Below are 18,068 nucleotides of genomic sequence, written 5' to 3'. Positions count from 1 at the left end.
GCCGGATTCAGGACTGCTCGGGGCGGAACTCCAGCGGCGCGTCCGGCGAGTCCACCAACTCCCCCAGGACCGCCCGGAACCGGTCCGCCTGCTCGGCCACCGAACGCTCGTCGTAGAGGTTGCTGTTGTACTGGACACCCGCGACCACATCACCGGCCGGGTCGAGGTTGAGCGTCCAGAGCGCGCCGTTGGGCACGTCCGATCCCACCGGCTGGGAGGTCAGCCGGCGCCGCACCTCGGTGTACTCGAGGTCCCCGATCAGCTCCCCGTCGAGGAGGAACGGGAACGGGAACACCTGGAAGACGCAGGCCGCCCGGTCGTCCTCCAGCGTCGGAAGCATCAACTCCGGTGCCTCTGCAATGATCTGACCGAACGGCAGGTCGTTGGAAAAGGCCAGCAGACTCGTCGCACGCACCCGGCCGACCACCTCGGCGAAGCTGCGGCAGCCGGAGAGCTCGGTGCGCAGCGGCAGGAAGTTGAAGAACGGCCCGACCGTGTGGTGGAACCGGTCCTCGCCGCGCCCCGGCGAGAAGGTCGGCACCACCACGTCGGTGCTTCCGGTGGTCCGCTGGACGAGCACCGCGAACGCGCCGAGCAGCACCATGAAGGGCGTGCTGCGCAGGGCCTGGGCGATCTCCACCGCCCGCGAGGTCAGTTCGGTCCCGATGGTGAAGCGGTAGACGGCGGTCGACTCCGGCAGACCGGTCGACTTCGGCCGGTCGGTGGGCACCGAGAGGATCCGGGCTCCGGCGAGCTGCTCGCGCCAGAAGGTGCGCGAGCCCTCCAGCGCCGGGTCACCGGCGGACTCCCGCTGCCAGGAGGCGAACTCGCGGTACGGCAGGGCGGTCGGCAGCTCGACCGGCCGGTGCTCCCGGCGGGCCGCGTAGCAGGTGGCGAGGTCGCGGATGATCAGCCGTACCGACCAGCCGTCGGCCGCGGTGTGGTGCACGATCAGGACGAGGATCGCGTCGTCCTCGTCGAAGCGGAGCAACGTCGCCTTCAGCAGGGGGAGTTCCCGCGCGCTGACGGTGCCCGACTCGACCTCGGTGATCAGCGCCTCGACCTCGCGGTCGCGCTCGGCCGGCGTCGTCGCCGCGGCCGCCTCCCGCAGCTCCAGCCGCACCGGCGACGGCGGGTGGATCTCCTGGTACCGCTCGCCGTCACCCCGGACGATCATGGTCCGCAGCGCCTCGTGGCGGACCACGACGTCGTCCAGCGCCTGTTGCAGAGTCCCGGTGTCGACCTTCCCCCGCAGGCGCCAGCCGTGCACGATGTGGAACCGCGGGCCGAACGGGCCCTGGTCGTCACCGCGGTCGAATCCGCACAGGAAATCCTGGTTGAAGGAGAGCGGGCTCCTGCGCGCCGGATCGTCGGGCTGCTGCTTCCCATCGGCACTCATCGGGCATTCCTCTCGCTGGGACCGGCCGAATTGGCTTGGGAACCGTAGCAATCGGCCCTCCACCGTGGTTCTTCGAACGTGCTCGCAATCAAGGAGGTGCGCCGCGCCCGGGCGGCGGGCAACCCTTGCCGGTAAAGCCGTGACGGAATCGAGCAGAGGAGCTGCGCCGCAATGACGGTCACCACGAATGCCGTAGGGTCCGGCTCGCCGCTACCGCCCGAACCCGGTCTGACGCCGGCCGAGGTCATCGCCAGGGCCGAGGCCATCGCACCGACCCTGGTGGCGCGGCAGGCCGAGACCGAACAGCGCACCTACTACGCCCAGGACACCCACGAGGAATTCGCCCGGGCCGGCTTCTACCGGATTCTCGTCCCCCGGCGGTACGGCGGCTACGAGTTCGGTATCGACACCTTCCTGCGGGTGTCGATGGCGCTGGCCCGCGGCTGCCCGTCGACCGGCTGGATGTTCTGCCTCGGCGCCACCCACGCGCTGCCGGCCGCCTCGCTGTTCAGCGAGGCCGCGCAGGCCGAACTGTTCGCCGGCGGGGACTTCATCTGCCCGGCCACCATCGTGCCGAGCGGGTCGGCCGAGCGGGTGGCGGAGGGCGGCTGGCTGCTGAACGGCACCTGGAACTACTGCTCGGGTTCGCCGTACGCGACGCACTTCATGGGCCACATCCCGGTGCCCGGCGCGGAGGGCGAGCCCCCTGCGCCGATGCTCTTCATCGCCCCGCGCAGCGAGTTCCACCGGCTCGACGACTGGGGCGGCCACCTCGGCCTCAAGGGCAGCGGCTCGCACAGCGTGGTGATCGACGACGGCCGCATCCCCGCGCACTTCGCCCTTCCGGGGACGCACATGAGCGAGGTCGACGTCGCGGCCGGCACGCCGGGCTCGCTGCTGCACGGCAATCCGGAGTACGGCGGCGGTCCGCTGAGCTTCATGGTGCTGGAGGTCGCCTCGCTGGCGGTGGGGATGGCCCAGGGCGCGCTGGACGCCTACGAGGAGCTGATGCTCTCCCGCACCACGCTGTTCCCGCCCATGGTCACCCGGGCCGAGGACCCGGACTACCAGTTCTGGTACGGCGAGGCGGCCGGCATGATCGCCACCGCGGAGGCGGCCGTGCTCCAGGCGGTCCGGCAGTGGCAGGAACTGTGCGCGCAGGGCCCCGGCGCCTTCAGCCGGGAGCAGGACCTGCGGATCGCGACCATCTGCCGCGAGGTGATCCGGCTCTGCTGGCACGCCGTGGAGGGGCAGTTGTTCCCGACGGCCGGCTCCAGCGCCGTCCGGCACGGCGAGCGGATCGAGCGGATCTGGCGCGACCTGTCCACGCTGCACAGCCACGCCGGGATCGGGGTCTTCCTGTCCTCGGTGACCACCCGGGAGCTGGCCCGCGTCCGGTTCGGCGTCAAGTAGCCCAACCCGGTCCAGCCCGCTCCCGGTCAAGCCCGCCCTCGGCCGAGTAGGCCGCCCTCGGAAGGAGGACCAGCAGATGAACGGGACCGACCGGCCGGACACCGTGATCGCCCGGCCCGGCGAGCCGGAGTACGCCGCCGCGACCGCGGTGTTCAACCTGGCCGCACCGGTGCACCCGGCGGCCGCGGTGACGGTCCGGACCGTCGAACAGGTCCGGACGGCGCTCCGCCGGGCACAGCGGCGCCAGCTCTGGGTGCGGGTGCACAGCACCGGGCACGCCGCCTCCTCGGCCCGCCCGATGGACGACTCGCTGCTGATCCGGACGGAGCCCGCCGGCCCCGTCCGGGTCGATCCGCGCACCCGCACGGCCCGGATCCCGGCGGGCACCCCCTGGGGAGCCGTGGTCGAGGCGGCCGCCGAGCACGGCCTGGCCGCCGCGCACGGCTCCTCGCCGACCGTCGGCGCGGTCGGCTATCTGCTGCGCGGCGGGATCAGCTTCTACGGCCGCCGCACGGGGCTCGCCGTCAACAGCGTCCGGGCGATCGAACTCGTCACGCCGGACTGCGAGTTGCGCCGGGTGGACGCGACGGCCGACCCCGAGCTGTTCTGGGCGCTGCGCGGTGGCGGCGGCGGCTTCGGCGTCGTCACCGCGGTCGAGATCGGGCTGTTCCCGGCCGACCGGGTGATCACCGGTGCGGCCTTCTGGCCCGCGGTGCACGGCCCCGAACTGCTCTCCCGCTGGCTGCGGTGGACCAGGGACGCCCCGTCGGCCGCCACCACCGCCCTGCGGGTGATGAACCTCCCGTCCGTGCCCGGGATCCCGCCCGAACTGACCGGCGGCCCGGTCGTCTGCCTGGCCGGGGTGGTGCTCAGCCCCACCGCGGACGACCTGGCCGGCGCCGAGGCGCAGGCGGCGGACCTGCTCGACCCGCTCCGGGCGGTCGCCGATCCGGTGCTCGACACCTGGTGCACCACCGCGCCGTCCGCCGTCCTCCGGACCCACATGGACCCGGTCGACCCGGTACCGGTGGCCGGCGACCACCTGCTGCTCTCCGAACTCGGCGAGCAGGGTGCGGAGGTCTTCCTCCAGGTCCTCGGCGAGGGGTCGGGGTCGCCGCTGGTCAACGCCGAGCTGCGCCAGCTCGGCGGCGCCATCGCGGTGCCCGATCCGGCCGGCGGCGCGCTGAGCCACCTGGACGCCGCCTTCGCCTTCACGGCCGGCGGCATCGCGGTGGATCCGGTCGCAACGGCCGCGATCCAGAGCCACTGCGCCAAGGTCCGCTCGGCGCTGGCGCCGTGGGACACCGGCCGGACGGCGCCGACGCTGGTCGAACGCCTCGACCAGCCGCAGCGGCACCTGTCACCCGAGGCGGTCGGGCGGCTGGACCGGATCCGCCGCCGGGTCGACCCGTTCGGGCGTCTGCGCCACGACGTCCCGCCGGGTGCCTCGACCCGCTACTGACCGCACGGCGAAAGCGCCCTCCGCACCGGTGATCCACCGGTGCGGAGGGCGCTTTCGCCGTGCGGCACTGCGGACCGGACCAGAGCGGCCGGACCAGGGTCAGGCGAACTGGCCGGGCCGGCGGCCCGGGCCGGCCGGGCCCCGGTAGCACTGGGCGATGTCCAGCCAGCGCTCGGCCTCCTCGCCCACCGCGGTGAGCCCGAGGTCGTCGCGGTGGCGGCGCCGGGTGGCCAGCAGACAGAGGTCGGCGGCCGAACCGGAGATCCGCTGCTCGGAGTCGGCAGGACCGTAGGCCCACAGCGCACCCGACGGCGAGGTGATCTCGAAGCGGAACTGCACCTCGGGCACGGCCAGGCCGCGCGCGTGGTAGCCGAAGTCCCAGACCCGGGTGATGAAATCGACCAGCGCCTCCAGCCGGTCGGTGTGCTCGCGCTTCACCCCGAGGGTGTCGGCGATGTCCTGGCCGTGGCCGAACAGCTCCATCATCCCGGCGGCGGCCAGCACCGGTGCGGGAATCGACCGGACCAGCCAGGGCACCAGCTGACCCGCCGGCACCGCGGCCAGGGCCTGCTCGGCCCCGTCCCGCTCGGCCCGCCACTTGTCCCGCAGGCCGGACCGCGGGCCCTCCAGGTAGGGCAGCAGCACGGCCTGGATGGCCGCGTTGAAGTCGGATCCCATCTGGCCGAGTTGGGCCTCGAACAGGGCGGGACGGCCGGCCGCGGTGGCGGCCATCCGGAAGGTGGCGGCCAGGTGGGCGACCTGGTGGGCGACCGTCCACCCCTCCGCCGGGGTGGGCAGCTCCCACTCGGCGTCGGTCAGATCGGCCACCAGGCGGTCGACCTCCGCGCCCTCGGCCACCAGGTCGGCGATGACATCCCTCGATACGGTCACGCGACGGTTCCTCTCGCTCGATGAGACTGGAACTTGCGCCGTACACCGGCCACTTCATGGGCACCGTGCTGATGGGCACCGTGTTGACGGGCATCGGTCTCACGGGCACGTGCTCACGGGCACGCGTTCATGGGCACCGTGTTCATGGGCACCGTGGCGGCAGTTCCAGTATCGGCCGCGCAGGACCGCCACCCTTCTCCCTGCCTGCTGATCCGGCGGCGCCGGGCCGCCGCGCACCCGGGGCCGCCCACCGGTCCGACGGCAGGACCATGGCGCCGGGCCAGCCCCCCCCCCGGCCGCAAGGTCCGGAAATCACCGGCGGCAAACCTTCCAGCCTGCCGAAAGCCCGCGGCCGGCGGGGTGCCAACCAGCCTGTTCTTCTTGCAGATTGCACTGTTGGCCGCACGGCGCGGGTTCGCATAACGATGTCATCTATTCGGCGATACGACGTGGAAGACTGTTCGGTATGAGCCCGCGAAGGTCAGACCCCAGCATTCGTGCGGGACTATTGGACGTCGCCGCCCGGCTGCTCTCCGAGCACGGACCTCGCGCCCTCTCCGCCCGGCGGGTCGCCGCCGAGGCCAGCAGTTCGACCATGGCCCTCTACACCCACTTCGGCGGCATGAGCGGACTGGTCCGGGCGATGGTCCGGGAGGGCTTCGTCCGGCTGGAGCAGCACCTCAACGCGGTCGGCGCGACCGACGACCCGGTCGCCGACATGGCGCTGCTGGGCCGGGCGTACCGTCGCAACGCCCTCGCCAACTCCCACCTCTACTCGGTGATGTTCGGCGGCTCCTCGCTGGCCGGCTTCTCGCTCAGCGAGGAGGACCGGCAGGCCGGCCGCTACACCCTGCTGCACGCCGTCGAGTGCGCCGTCCGGTGCGGCACGGCCGGCCGGTTCTCCACCGTCCAGCCGGAAATGACGGCCAGTCAGATGTGGATCGCGGTGCACGGCCTGGTCACCCTGGAGCTCGGCGGCTACCTGATCGACCCGCTCGACGCGGACCGCTGCTTCGAGGCCCAGCTGGTCAGCCTGATGATCGGGGCCGGGGACGAACCGGAGGCCGCCACCAGGTCGGTGGCGGCCTCCGGACAGCGCCTCGCAGACGTACGGTCGGCCGACTGACCGGCCGGCCCGGCCTCAGCCGGTCGGCTCCGGCCCCCTCCGGGCCGCGAGCAGACCGGCCTGCCGATCGGTCAGCCGGCCGCTGCGGTGCAGCCAGCGCACCGTGTCCGCCATCGTCTCGGCGACGCCCCGGGCGGGCAGCCCGGCGGTGCCGGCGGCGGCGTCCACCGGCGTGGCGTGCACGCAGGTGTACACCGCCCCGTACTCCGCCGGCAGGTGCCAGGGCCAGTACGGCTGGAGCAGCCCGACCAGCCGGCCGACCGGCAGCACCGCCCGGGCCGGGAGGAAGGCCGTCGGCAGTCGCCGCCCGGTGACCTCCCGCAGCGTCCGCACGTACTGCCGGGTGGGCAGGAACGCACTCGGACCGAAGTACCGGTCCGGCCTTGTCCGCGGCGCGGTCATCAGCTCGGCGTGCAGTGCGGCGGTGTCCCGGACGTCGCCGACCGGGAACCCGCCGAGCGGCCAGACCGGCATCAGCCCGCGCAGCACGTCGCGCAGCCGGGCCGTCTGGTCGCCGAGCCGGGGATCGTGCGGCCCGAGCAGCGCCGGCGGATAGCTGATCAGCACGGGGGCACCGTCCTGCTGGTGCCGCCGGGCGATCCGCTCCGCCGCGGCCTTGCTCGCCAGGTACGGCTCGGCGGGCGCCCCGACCGGGCTCTCCTCGCGCAGCGGGGCACCGCCGGTCGGGAACAGCGCCCCCACGCTGGACACGTGGACGATCCGCTCGGCGCCCGCCCGCAGCGCCTGCGCGAGCACCAGCTCGGTGCCGTGCTCGTTGGTGCGCCCGATCGCCTCCCGCTGCCGGCTGTCGAAGGAGTAGACCGACGCGGCGTGCAGGACGCCCTGCGCACCGCGGACGGCCTCGGCCACCCGGCGCCGGTCGGTGACCTCGCCGACCACCGTCTCGACCGCCGCCGGATCGATCCCGAGCGGCGCCAGCGCGCGGGCCACCGCGGACCGGTCCCGGACCAGCAGCCGCACCTGGTGGCCGCGCCGCAGCAGAGCGGCCACCGAATGCGCGCCGACGAAGCCGGTGCCGCCCGTCACAGCGACCAGCATCGCGTCAACTCCTCCATCTCCAGGAGCCGCTCCCCCAGGACCGGCCAGGCGGCGAGCGCCCGGCCGACCGCGGCCTCCGGCGGCCTGGCGGCCTGACCGGCCGCCGGCTTGGCGCTCCCCTCGGCCCGCCGGGCCCGCCGCCCGCCCTCGCGCCGGGCCGTCACCGGGGCTCCCAACCGAGCCGGTGGAAGCCGCCCCCCAGGAAGAGCAGCGCCTCGCTCTCGGCGCTCCACTCCGCCTCCAGCACCTCGCCGAGGAAGATCGAGTGGTCGCCGCCGTCGTGCACCTCGACCAGCCGGCACTCCAGCCAGGCGAGCGAGCCCGCGAACAGCGGCGCGCCGGTGTGCTTGCCCGGCCACCAGTCGATCCCCTCGAACTGGGCCACGCCGCGCGGCCGCCGCCGGTCGGCGAAGTGGCGGGCGATCCGCTCCTGGCGGCCGCCCAGCACGTTGACCGCGAAGGACCGCGAGGAGACGATCGCCTCGTGCATCTCCGCCGTCCGGGCCACGCAGCACAGCACCATGGGCGGTTCGAGGGACACCGAGCTGAAGGCGTTGGCGGTCATCCCGTGGGTGGTCGCGCCGCCCGTGGTCAGCACCGTGATCCCGGTCCCGAACCGGGCCATCGCATCCCGCAGCGCGCTGCGCCCGGCGCCGTCCTGCTCGCGGACCGGCCGCGGCTCCCACGGCGGCGGCCAGCCGCCGGAGGGTTCGGCCACCGCGGCGCCGCGGACCGCGTCCTCGCTCACCGCGCCCTCCCCGCCATCGCCACCCCGGTCGCGTACGGCGCCAGGGCCTGCCGCAGCTCCTCCGGCACCCGGGCCGGGACGGTCGCGGTGTTCGGGCCCCGCATACAGGCGATCCGCTGGCGGCCGCGGGCGACCGGGTGCTCGCCGGTGTCCGTCAGGTGCACGTACTCGAAGCTGAACTGGATCTGCGTCTGGGTCAGTTCGTCCAGCCGCATCCGGACGGACAGCTCGTCGAAGGCGGTGATCTCGGCGAAGAACTCGCACTCCACCTTCAGCGTGAAGAGCTTGAGGTCGTCCTGGAGGTCGACCAGCACCCCCGGCGCCTTCTCCTTGAGGAACATCTCCCGGCAACGCCCCTGCCAGCGCAGGTAGTTCACGTAGTAGACGTTGCCGACGAGGTTGGTCTCCTCGAAGCCCACCACGTGCCGGATCTCGTAGTAGTCGGCCATCAGCGCGCACCTCCGTTCAGCGCGGTTCCGATCAGGACGGCGAACATCACCGGCTCGGGCCGGTCGTTGACCGCGGTGACCCAGGTGGCGATCCTGGCGTCCCCCGCGCCGAGCTCCACCCAGCCGTCGGGGTGGACCCGCTCCAGGGTGACCGCCTCGCTCGTCGCCCCGGTCTTGCGCAGGCACTCCAGCGCCCCCCACATCCTGGTCCCGGCCGTCGAGGCGGACTCACCGGTCTCGGCGGCGAGCAGGTCCCGGACGGCGAGCAGGCCGGCCGGCAGCAGCCCGGCCCAGTCCTCGGCGCCGCGCTCCACCACGCTCTCCACATCGCAGCCGAGGCGTCCCTGCCCGACCACCGCGAAGGTCAGCCCCGCGGCGTGCGCGGCGGAGACCGACGCTCCGGCCACCTCCGGCTTCCCGTCGGGCCGGTGGTGCAGCTCGACGGGCCTGCCGAGCGCCCGGCCGACCGCCAGTTCGGACTGGGCGCGCCGGTCGGCCCCGCCCTCCGGGTCCGGCTCGACCACGACCGCGCGGCTTCCGCCGAGCACCCGCTCCAGCGACCGCTCCAGGTAGGAGCCGAGCAGCGAGGGCACCCACGGTCCGGCGCCGTCCCGCCGGCGGACGGCGCGCAGCGCCAGGCCCTCCCAGCGCTCGACCAGCCGGCCGTCGGGGGCCCGCACGTCGAGGTCGTAGACGTAGCGGTCGCCGTCCTGCTCCCGCTCGCGGGCGTCGAGCAGCACGTAGTCACTGCTCTGCTCGGCCGGGTCGGCGAGCCACAGGCGCCCGATGCTCTCCGGCAGCAGGGTGGCGTCCGGGACGCAGCACTGCAGCGCGTGCATCATCGCGTCCCGGGTGCCGGGGTCGGCCAGGCGCTGCGGCTGCGGCAGGAAGCCCGCGAACCAGGCGGCCGGCGTGCTGGTGGAGATCTCCGCCAGCGCGTGCCGGGCCGCGGCCCGCCGGTAGGCCATCAGCCGCTGGAACCGCTTGCCCTGGAACAGCACGCCGCCGTAGAGCTCGGTCACCGGGTCGACCGGGACGACCGGCAGCCGCTCCTCGACGGGCGGCCGCTCGTCGGTCGGCTCCGGGCGCGGGAAGCGCAGGACGGCCCGGAAGTGGTCGGCGGCGTAGCCGGTCTCCTCGCTGCGCAGCACCACCTCGACCGTCTCGCCGTCCCGGACGAGGGCCGCCAGCCGGATGGTGGTCGAGCCCCCGGGCCGCACCACGATCGGCCGGCGGAACTCGACGTCCTCCAGCAGGGGCGGCCCGTCGTGCCCGCCGACCGCGGCCGCGACCTGGGTCATGGCCTCCATGCCGAGCACCGCGGGGAAGAGCAGGTCGCCCTCCAGCAGGTGGTCGCCCAGGTACGGGTCGGCGCCTTCGGAGAGCTCGGCCTCGGTGACCAGCTCGACGCCCGGGTAGTGCACCGCGACGCGTTCCACGAAGCGGCCCAGCGGCAGTTCGGCGGCGGGCAGGTTGAGCGTGGGCGGTCCGCCCGTCCGGCCGCTGACCATCAGCACGGGCCCGGCCGAGGGGTCGGCGAGCACCCGGCGGAGGATCTCGACCCCGTTCTCGGTGGAGATCGGGGTGATGCCGGCCCGGGTCAACGCCTCGACGACGCCGAGCCGTTCGCCCATCCCGGCGCCGGACCAGACCGACCACTCCAGGGCCAGCGCCCGGCACTGCGGGTGCTCGTCCCGGAAGCGCACGGTCAGTTCGGTCATCCGGTCGTTGGCGGTGGCGTAGTGCGCCTCACCGCGCAGGCCCGCCCGTCCGATGATGCTGCCGAAGGTGATCAGCAGCTTGATCCGGTCCTGGTCCACGGCGGCCAGCACGTTCCGCAGGCCGGCCACCTTCGGGGCCAGGGTCTCCCGGAACCGCTCCGGCGTCAGCCCGGTGAGCGCGGCCGGCTCGTTGCGGCCGGCGCCGTGCAGCACGGCGGTGACCGGTCCGAGTGCGTCCGCCATCCGGGCGACCGCGGCGGACAGCTGCTCGGCGGAGCCGACGTCCGCGCGCTCGTAGCGGTGGCGGACCCCGGCAGCGGCGAACCGCTCCAGGTTGGCCGCGAGTTCGGCGTCCTCGGCGGGGTCGGCGCGGCCGATCAGGGCGAGGGCGGCGCCGGAGTCGCCGGCCATGGCCAGCGCGCACTCGGCGGTGATGCCCTTGCCTCCGCCGGTCACCAGCAGCACGTCCGAGGCGTCCAGCGGGGTCGCGGACGGCTCCGCCGGGCGCAGCGGGCGGGCGGTGAGCACGGGGACGGTCCGGGTGCCGTCGGCCCGGTAGCGGACCTCGGTGTACCCGGGGTTGGCGGCCGTCTCGGCGACCACCCGGGCCACGGTCCGGTCGAGGTCCTCGGCCGGGTCGGGGTCCGCCAGGTCGACCACGGTGACCGTCGTGTCCGGGGACTCCAGGTGCAGGGTGCGGGCGAGGCCGGCGGCCCCGAGCGCGCCCTGTACCAGGACGAACCTGGTCCCCGGGGGTGCGGCGAGCACCTCGCGGGCGGCTGTCAGCAGGAGTTCGACCTGGTCGGCGCCGTCCTCGGCGGGCAGGCAGAGCAGTACACCGCCGCCGCCGACGGACGCGGCGAGGGCGTCCCGCAGCGGCTCGGCCAGCCGGTGGCCGGGAGCGGCGTGCACGGTCCACTGCCCGGGCACCACACCGGCGTCGGGCACCTCCCGGACCGGCGCGGTCTCGACGTAGTCGAGCGCGAACGGCCGTACCCAGGGTGCCACTCCCGGCAGTTCGCCGGCCGGGCTGCCGCCCTCCTCCGCGTCCTCGGCCAACTGGCCGATGATCTCGGCCAGTTCGCCGAGCCGGACGGTGGCGTAGTTGGGGGTCGCCGCGAGCAGCGGCAGATTCAGCGCCTTGGTGGCCGAGTTGACGATCTGCCCGACGGTGATGGAGCTGAGGTGCAGGTCGTCCAGCGGGTGCGTGTGCGCGGTGACGGCCTCCAGCGGGAGCTCCACCCGGTCGGCCACCAGGCGGCGCAGCAGTTCGAGCACCGACTCGCCGTCGCCAGTGGTCCCGGCGTCCTGCGCGGGGGCCTCCTCCTCCGCGGCCGGGCGGCCGAGGTCGCTGGCCGGCGCGGCCTCGCAGGGGCTGGCCAGGAAGACCGGCTCCCGGTCGAGGTCCAGCGGGCGGACCAGCCGGTCGGCGAAGAGCGCGGCCGTGCGCACCGGGGCACCCGCGGCGTACGCGGCGCCGAGGACCCGCAGCAGCGCGGTCAGCGAGGCGCTGTCGGTGTCGGTCGGCAGCACCGGCCGTCCGGGGGCGATCTCGGCGAGCAGTCCGGTGAGCACCCGGCCCGGCCCGACCTCGATGACCAGGTCGGCCTCGGCGGCGGCCTTCGCGGCGGCCTCGTGGAACCGCACCGGGAGGAGCACCTGGTCGCGCAGCAGGGCCCGCAGGTCGGCCGCCGGTTCGACGGGCTCCCCGGTGACGGTGGAGACCACGGTGCGCACCGGCGGCGCGAAGTCGAACTCCGCCAGCCGGTCGGTCATCGCCCCGGCGGCGGGCTCGACCAGGGGTGAGTGGAAGGCGTGCGAGACGTTGATCCGGGTGGCGGTGACCCCGGCGGCCGCGGCCGCCCGGCAGACCCGCTCGACCGCGTCGGCGGCGCCGGAGATCACGGTCTGCCTGGGGCCGTTGTAGCCCGCGATCACGGTGTCCTCGCCCGCGGCGAGCTCGCGGGCCCGGGCGGGGTCGGTGGCCAGGCCGGCCATCGCCCCGCCGCCCTTGCTCGCGGTGGCCATCACCCGGCCGCGGACGGCCGCGAGCCGGAGCACCCCTTCGGCGTCGAGCGCGCCGCCCCAGTGCAGGGCGGTCAGTTCGCCCAGGCTGTGGCCGACCGCGGTGTCCGCCTCGATGCCCAGCTCGGCCAGCACCCGCAGCGCGGCCAGCGAGCCGCTGACGATCCGGGGCTGGGCGACCTCGGTGGCCACCTGGTCGCCGCCGGTGGGCAGTCCGGCGCCGCGGTAGACCTCGTCGGCCGCGGCGAAGCGCCGCCGCATGGCGCCGACGGTGCCGCGCCCGGAGCCCTGGCCGGGGAAGAGGTAGGCGATCCTGGGGGCGGTCTCGGGCCGGGCCAGGTAGACGCCCTCGGCACAGACCAGCCGCCCGTCGTAGTCCTCGTCGAGCAGGCCGGCCAGCGAGCGCAGGCCGCGCCCGGCCTCCTCGGGGGAGGCGGCGACCACGGCGGCGCGCAGCGGCCGGTCGGCCAGTTGTGCGGCCAGCTGCGCCGCCAGGTCGGCGAGTTCGGCGTAGGAGAGCTTGGCGGCCGTGGCGCTCAGGCGCTCGGCGCGTTCGCGCAGCCCGGCGGCGTCCTCGGCGTCCAGCAGCAGCAGCTCGGCGTCCTGGCGTCCGGCGACGATCGCGCGGGTGCCGGGGTCGAGCTCGCCGCGGCGGGCGGCGCCCGGGGCCTGTTCGACGGCGACGTGGGTGTTGATGCCGCCGAAGCCCATCGCGGAGACGCCCGCCCGGACCGGCTGGTCGGCAGGCCAGAGTCCGGCCTCGCTCGGCACGTAGAGCGCGGCCTCGTCGCCGAGCAGGCCGGGGTGCGGGTCGTGGTGGCCGGAGGCCGGCGGGATCACCTGGTGGTGCACCGCGAGGGCGGCCTTGATCAGGCCGGCCACCCCGGCCGCCGCCTTGGTGTGCCCGAAGTTGCCCTTGACCGTGCTGAGCGCGGCCGGGCGGGCGGCGGGGTCGGCCGCCCGGCGGGCGGCGGACAGGGCGGCGATCTCGGTGGCGTCGCCGAGGGCGGTGCCGGTGCCGTGCCCCTCGAAGTAGGAGACCGTCTGCACGCCGTACCCCGCGCGCTGGTAGGCGCGGGCGATCGCGAGCCGGTGGCCGTCGGCCTCGGGCCGGGTGATGCCGCCCTTGCCGTCGGAGGAGACGCCCCAGCCGGTGACGGTGGCGTAGATCCGGCGGCCCTGGGCGACGGCGTCGGCCTCGCGCATCAGCACCAGCATGCCGGCGCCCTCGCCGGGCCAGAAGCCGTTGGAGCCGCGGTCGTAGACCTTCATCTCGCCGGTGGCCAGCGCGCCGGTCTTGGCGAAGCCGATCACCTCGAAGGGGTCGATGGAGAGGTCGACGCCGCCCGCGACGGCGAGGTCGAGGTCGCCGCGGGCGAGAGCGCCGGCGGCCGTGGCCACCGAGAGCAGCGAGGAGGAGCAGGCGCCGTCGACGGTGTAGCCGCCACCGCCGAGGTCGAAGTAGTTGCAGATCCGCCCCGCGATGGTGTTGGCGAGACCGCCGGCCAGGGTGTCCTCGTCGATCTCCGGAAAGGGCGCCTTGTAGCGGCCTTCGAGTTCGCGCAGGAAACTCCCGGTCTCCTCCTCGTCCCAGCCCTTGGCCTGGAGTGCGGCGGCCACCGTGCGGCGGACGTACGGCCAGCGCAGCCGCATGAGGTTGGCGCGGGAGAATTCCCCGGTGAGGCTGTTTCCGATGACCACGCCGGTGGTCCGGTTGGGCAGCCCGGTGCCTTCGGCGAATCCCGCGTCGGCCAGTGCGCGGGCGGCGGTGTCCAGCGCGAGCCAGTGGGTCAGGTCGGTGGAGCGGTAGGTGCTGCCCGCCACCTTGTACGCGATGCGGTCGAACTCGTAGTCGCGCAGGACCGCCGCCTTGGCGGCGTAGAAGCGGTCGGGCGCGGCCGGGTCGGGAGACCAGTAGTCGGCCTTGTTCATCCGCTCGTCGGGGAGCTGCCGAAAGGCCCGGCGGCCGCCGAGGATGTCCTCCCAGAGTTCCTCCGGCCCGGCCGCTCCCGGGTAACGCAGCCCGATTCCGATGATTGCTATCCGGCTGTTGTCCATTTGTTTATCGCCTCCGAACTTCGCCAGTCGAATGACCTGGAGCGATCGGATCGAGCATGCCCGCCGCGCACCGCGGCGGTCTTCTTCCAGCATGCTTTCCATCGTTATGCATCGAACTGTTTTTACATAACAGGATTATCACAGGGTTATCGCATAACGCCGTAATTTTTCCCGCCGCGGCGGCCCGGCCCGCCCGCGACCAGCGCAAGACGGGAGAAGCGCGCCGGCCGACGGGACACCCAGCATGGAGACTCCCCCACCCCTCATGGCAAGGGCAGGAGACGATAGTGCCGACACTGCTCGGATCAATGCGACGGCTGGTACTGGCACCGCAGCTGGCAGAGGTGACATTCGCCCGGCGCGGCTTCCCGGTCGCCCCGACCGAGGCCACCCGGCACCTGGAGGCGGTGCCGCAGGCGGTGGTCTGCGGCTTCGAGTGGGGCATGGACGTCCGCGACCAGTGGGAGATCGAGCGCCGGCTGAGCCTGGTCGAGCCGGAGCAGCGCGGGTTCGCCTACGAGGGCGCGGTGATGGCCTTCACCGTCCTGGACGCCACCGCGGGCGGCACCCGGACCAGGGACCTCCTGCTCGGCCCGGGCCAGCCGCACGTCTTCCTGGCCTACATCGGCATCGGATTCGCGATGGCCCGGCTGCCGCGGCCGCTCTGGAGGAAGGTGCTGCCGGACCTGTCCGGGACGCCCTACCACCCGGTGATGAGCTGGCTCGCGGTGGACGGCTACGCCTTCGACCGCGCCTACTTCGACACCGGGCGCTGGGTGGACCGGCAGTACGTGCCGGCGCCCTACGCCTGGCAGGGCTCCAAGGAGTACTTCCCGCGGGCGGTGGACCAGGGGGTCGGACGGGCCCTGTGGTTCATCCACGGCGGGCACCCGGAGCAGGTGGCGGCGGCGGTCGGGCGGTTCCCCGGGCACCGGCAGCCGGACCTGTGGAGCGGGGTCGGGCTGGCCGCGACCTTCGCCGGCGGCTGCCCGAACGAGGGCCTGGCCACGCTGCGTTCGGCGGCCGGCGAGCGCCGGGCCGAGCTGGCCCAGGGCGCCGTCTTCGCGATCCGCGCCAGGGAGTACTCCGGCTACGTGCCGCCGCACTCGGCGGCCGCCATCGAGGTGCTGACCGGCCGCTCGGTCGAGCAGGCGGTGAAGATCGCGGACGACGGCACCGCGCATTCCGGCGACGGTTCGCACCCCGCCTACGAGGTGTGGCGGAGCCGGGTCCGCAACGAGTTCTCCGATCTCGGCTGAAGGAATTCCCGACCCCGTCCGAAAACCATGGAAGGAGCACTCCGTGCCGAACTCCTGGCGCGCGCTGAGGCGCCGGATACTGACCCCGAACACCCGGGAAACCCTGCTCGACACCCGCGGTTTCCACAAGAAGAACCGAGCTGCGCAGGACCTCCTGGAAACCGTCGGCCGGACGTTCCTGGAGGGCTACGGCCACGCGATGGAGGCCCGCACCACGGTCGAGGCCGAGGAGCTGATGGAACGCATCCCGACGCAGTTCCGCGGATTCGCCTACGAGGGCGCCGGCATGGGCTTCGCGATGCTCGACGGCCTGCCGTTCGGCGGCCGGGGCTCGATCGACCGGTTCCTGGCCGGACGCGGCGACCGCCACAACTACATGGTGTACGTCGGGGTCGGCTGGGCGATGGCCCGGCTGCCCCGGTTCCGCTGGCCCGACATCGACCGGATCGACCCGCTGCTGCGCTGGCTGGTCCTGGACGGCTACGGGTTCCACCAGGCGTACTTCCGCACCGAGCGCTACGTCCACGGCCAGTACCAGGACGTCGGGCTGCCCTGGCCGGCGCACGACCACCCCGGCTACGTCCCCAACGCGATCGACCAGGGCATCGGCCGGGCCCTGTGGTTCATCGGCGGCACCGAGGCCGACCTGGTCGCGACCATGATCGAGAAGTTCCCGCAGCACCGCCGCGGCGACCTCTACAGCGGCGCCGGACTGGCGGCCAGCTACGCGGGCGGCGCCGAGCAGGACGAGCTGCTGGTGCTGCGCGAGCGCGCCGGGGTGCACCAGCCGATGGTCGCCCAGGGTAGCGCCTTCGCGGCCGAGGCGAGGATCCGGGCCGGGCTGCTGGTGCCGCACACCGCGGTCGCCACCGGGATCCTCTGCGGCCAGTCGCCGGCCGACGCCGCCCAGGTCACCCACGACGCCCGGCAGGCCGCCGTCGCGACGGCGGGGAAGCCCGCCTACGAGGTCTGGCGGCAGGCGATCGCCGCCGAGTTCGCCGCGCCGGGGGGTGTCGACCGGCCATGACGAAGCCCCGTACCGCCGGGCCGATGCCCGGCCCCGCCCGCCGGGAGATGCCCGGCCTGCTGCGGCAGCTGGCCGGGGACCGGCTCGCCCTGATGACCTCGGCGGCGCGCCGGTACGGCGACGCCGTCCGGATGAGGGTCGGCCCGAAGACCCTGTACTTCTTCAACCACCCGGACCACGCCAAGCGGGTGCTCGCCGACCACGCCGCCAACTACCACAAGGGCATCGGCCTCCAGCAGGCCAGGCGCGCCCTCGGCGACGGCCTGCTGACCAGCGAGGGCGCGCTCTGGCAGAAGCAGCGCAAGGTGGTCCAGCCGGCCTTCCAGGCCAAGCGGATCGGACAACAGGCCGGGATCGTGGCCGAGGAGGCGGCCAAGCTCGTCGCCCGGCTGCGGACCTTCGAGGGCGGCGGACCGGTCGACGTGGTCGACGAGTTCACCGCCCTCACCCTCGGGGTCCTCGGACGCACCCTCCTGGACGCCGACCTCGGGTCCGTGCACGGCCTCGGCGAGGCCTTCGAGGCCGTGCAGGACCAGGCGATGTTCGAGATGGTCACCATGAGCTCGGTGCCGATGTGGGTGCCGCTGCCGCACCAGCTGCGCTTCCGCCGGGCCCGGCAGACCCTGGAGCAGACGGTCGACCACCTGGTGGCGGAGCGGGTGGCCCGCACCGGCGACCTGGCCGGCAAGGAGGACGCGCTCGCCCGGCTGGTGACGTCCACCCGGGCGGAGCCCGATCCGCGGGTCGGCGTCCAGCGGATGCGCGACGAGCTGACCACGCTCCTGCTGGCCGGGCACGAGACCACGGCCTCGACGCTCGGCTGGACCCTCTACCTCGTGGACCGGCACCCCGAGGTCCGCGAGCGGCTGCACGCCGAGGCGGTGGAGGTGCTCGGCGACCGGCTGCCGGAGTACCAGGACCTGCACCGGCTGACCTACACGATGCAGGTCGTCGAGGAGGTCATGCGGCTGTACCCGCCGGTGTGGATCCTGCCGCGCCAGGCCCAGGCCGCCGACGAGATCGGCGGGTACCCGGTGCCGGCCGGCGCGGACGTCCTGATCTGCCCGTACACCCTGCACCGGCACCCGGAGTTCTGGGACGCACCGGAGCAGTTCCGACCGGACCGCTTCGACCCGGAGCACTCGGGCGGGCGGCCGCGGTACGCCTACATCCCGTTCGGCGCCGGACCGCGGTTCTGCGTCGGCAACAGCCTGGGGCTGATGGAGGCGGTGTTCACCGTCGCGCTGCTCTCCCGTGAACTGCGGCTGAGCCTCGTCCCCGGGTACCGCGTGGTGGCCGAGCCGATGCTCTCGCTGCGCGTGCGCGGCGGACTGCCGATGACGGCGCACCCGATGCGCTGACCCTGGCGCGCCGGCTTTTCGGCGCGCCGACCTCGCCACACACCGGAACAGCGGTGCGGCCGGATCTTCG

General features: G+C 74.1%; 13 protein-coding genes. 6 read left to right on the top strand and 7 right to left on the bottom strand.

The genetic code is table 11. The features are described from left to right. Nucleotides 1-7: 7 nt before the first annotated feature. Nucleotides 8-1,399 carry a condensation domain-containing protein gene (locus ACIGZJ_RS14085; RefSeq protein ID WP_396457421.1) on the bottom strand — a complete coding sequence of 464 codons (1,392 nt, stop codon included), beginning with the start codon at nucleotides 1,397-1,399 and terminating at the stop codon, nucleotides 8-10. A 171-nt stretch (nucleotides 1,400-1,570) separates the two neighbouring features. Here ACIGZJ_RS14085 and ACIGZJ_RS14080 point away from each other — a divergent pair, with 171 nt between their 5' ends. Next, nucleotides 1,571-2,812, top strand: a complete 1,242-nt coding sequence (locus ACIGZJ_RS14080) for an acyl-CoA dehydrogenase family protein (RefSeq protein ID WP_392932336.1) — start codon at nucleotides 1,571-1,573, stop codon at nucleotides 2,810-2,812. A gap of 76 nt (nucleotides 2,813-2,888) precedes the next feature. After that, nucleotides 2,889-4,274, top strand: a complete 1,386-nt coding sequence (locus tag ACIGZJ_RS14075; RefSeq protein ID WP_396457420.1) for an FAD-binding oxidoreductase — start codon at nucleotides 2,889-2,891, stop codon at nucleotides 4,272-4,274. A 99-nt stretch (nucleotides 4,275-4,373) separates the two neighbouring features. Here the strand turns inward: ACIGZJ_RS14075 and ACIGZJ_RS14070 are convergent, their stop codons facing one another. Next, nucleotides 4,374-5,165: a TIGR03084 family metal-binding protein gene (locus ACIGZJ_RS14070; protein ID WP_396457419.1), complete on the bottom strand. Its 792-nt coding sequence runs from the start codon at nucleotides 5,163-5,165 to the stop codon at nucleotides 4,374-4,376. A gap of 508 nt (nucleotides 5,166-5,673) precedes the next feature. Here ACIGZJ_RS14070 and ACIGZJ_RS14065 point away from each other — a divergent pair. After that, on the top strand, nucleotides 5,674-6,291 hold the full coding sequence (locus ACIGZJ_RS14065) for a TetR/AcrR family transcriptional regulator (RefSeq protein WP_396457418.1): 618 nt from the start codon (nucleotides 5,674-5,676) through the stop codon (nucleotides 6,289-6,291). A gap of 15 nt (nucleotides 6,292-6,306) precedes the next feature. On the opposite strand, the gene ACIGZJ_RS14060 is transcribed toward ACIGZJ_RS14065, so the two are convergent. Genes ACIGZJ_RS14060 through ACIGZJ_RS14040 form a run of 5 tightly spaced genes read right to left on the bottom strand, consistent with a single transcriptional unit; the run spans nucleotide 6,307 to nucleotide 14,351 of the window. After that, the gene (locus tag ACIGZJ_RS14060) at nucleotides 6,307-7,350 is read right to left on the bottom strand and encodes an NAD-dependent epimerase/dehydratase family protein (RefSeq protein WP_396457417.1); all 1,044 of its coding nucleotides are present in this window, start codon (nucleotides 7,348-7,350) and stop codon (nucleotides 6,307-6,309) included. Next, the gene (locus tag ACIGZJ_RS14055; protein ID WP_396457416.1) at nucleotides 7,335-7,514 is read right to left on the bottom strand and encodes a hypothetical protein; all 180 of its coding nucleotides are present in this window, start codon (nucleotides 7,512-7,514) and stop codon (nucleotides 7,335-7,337) included. The genes ACIGZJ_RS14060 and ACIGZJ_RS14055 overlap by 16 nt, the downstream gene beginning before the upstream one ends. Then, nucleotides 7,511-8,098 (bottom strand): flavin reductase family protein, encoded by a 588-nt coding sequence (locus ACIGZJ_RS14050; protein ID WP_392932325.1) that lies wholly within the window; start codon nucleotides 8,096-8,098, stop codon nucleotides 7,511-7,513. Before ACIGZJ_RS14050 ends, ACIGZJ_RS14055 begins: the two co-directional genes overlap by 4 nt. Then, on the bottom strand, nucleotides 8,095-8,547 hold the full coding sequence (locus ACIGZJ_RS14045; protein ID WP_396457415.1) for an acyl-CoA thioesterase: 453 nt from the start codon (nucleotides 8,545-8,547) through the stop codon (nucleotides 8,095-8,097). The genes ACIGZJ_RS14050 and ACIGZJ_RS14045 overlap by 4 nt, the downstream gene beginning before the upstream one ends. Further along, a complete protein-coding gene (locus tag ACIGZJ_RS14040) occupies nucleotides 8,547-14,351 on the bottom strand; it encodes a type I polyketide synthase (RefSeq protein WP_396457414.1) in 5,805 nt (1,934 codons plus the stop codon). The genes ACIGZJ_RS14045 and ACIGZJ_RS14040 overlap by 1 nt, the downstream gene beginning before the upstream one ends. Before the next feature lie 287 nt (nucleotides 14,352-14,638). Here ACIGZJ_RS14040 and ACIGZJ_RS14035 point away from each other — a divergent pair, with 287 nt between their 5' ends. The 3 genes from ACIGZJ_RS14035 to ACIGZJ_RS14025 are packed head-to-tail and all read left to right on the top strand — an operon-like array spanning nucleotide 14,639 to nucleotide 17,998. Continuing rightward, entirely contained in the window at nucleotides 14,639-15,610 is a 972-nt protein-coding gene (locus ACIGZJ_RS14035; protein WP_396457413.1) for a DUF1702 family protein, read from the top strand. A 43-nt stretch (nucleotides 15,611-15,653) separates the two neighbouring features. Next, a complete protein-coding gene (locus ACIGZJ_RS14030; protein WP_396457412.1) occupies nucleotides 15,654-16,637 on the top strand; it encodes a DUF1702 family protein in 984 nt (327 codons plus the stop codon). Beyond that, nucleotides 16,634-17,998: a cytochrome P450 gene (locus ACIGZJ_RS14025; RefSeq protein WP_396457411.1), complete on the top strand. Its 1,365-nt coding sequence runs from the start codon at nucleotides 16,634-16,636 to the stop codon at nucleotides 17,996-17,998. Before ACIGZJ_RS14030 ends, ACIGZJ_RS14025 begins: the two co-directional genes overlap by 4 nt. Nucleotides 17,999-18,068 lie beyond the last annotated feature (70 nt).

Origin of the sequence: Kitasatospora sp. NPDC052868 (genome assembly GCF_044547105.1) — a bacterium.
Taxonomy (GTDB): Bacteria; Actinomycetota; Actinomycetes; order Streptomycetales; family Streptomycetaceae; genus Kitasatospora.
This window is presented reverse-complemented; position numbering and strand designations above follow the sequence as displayed.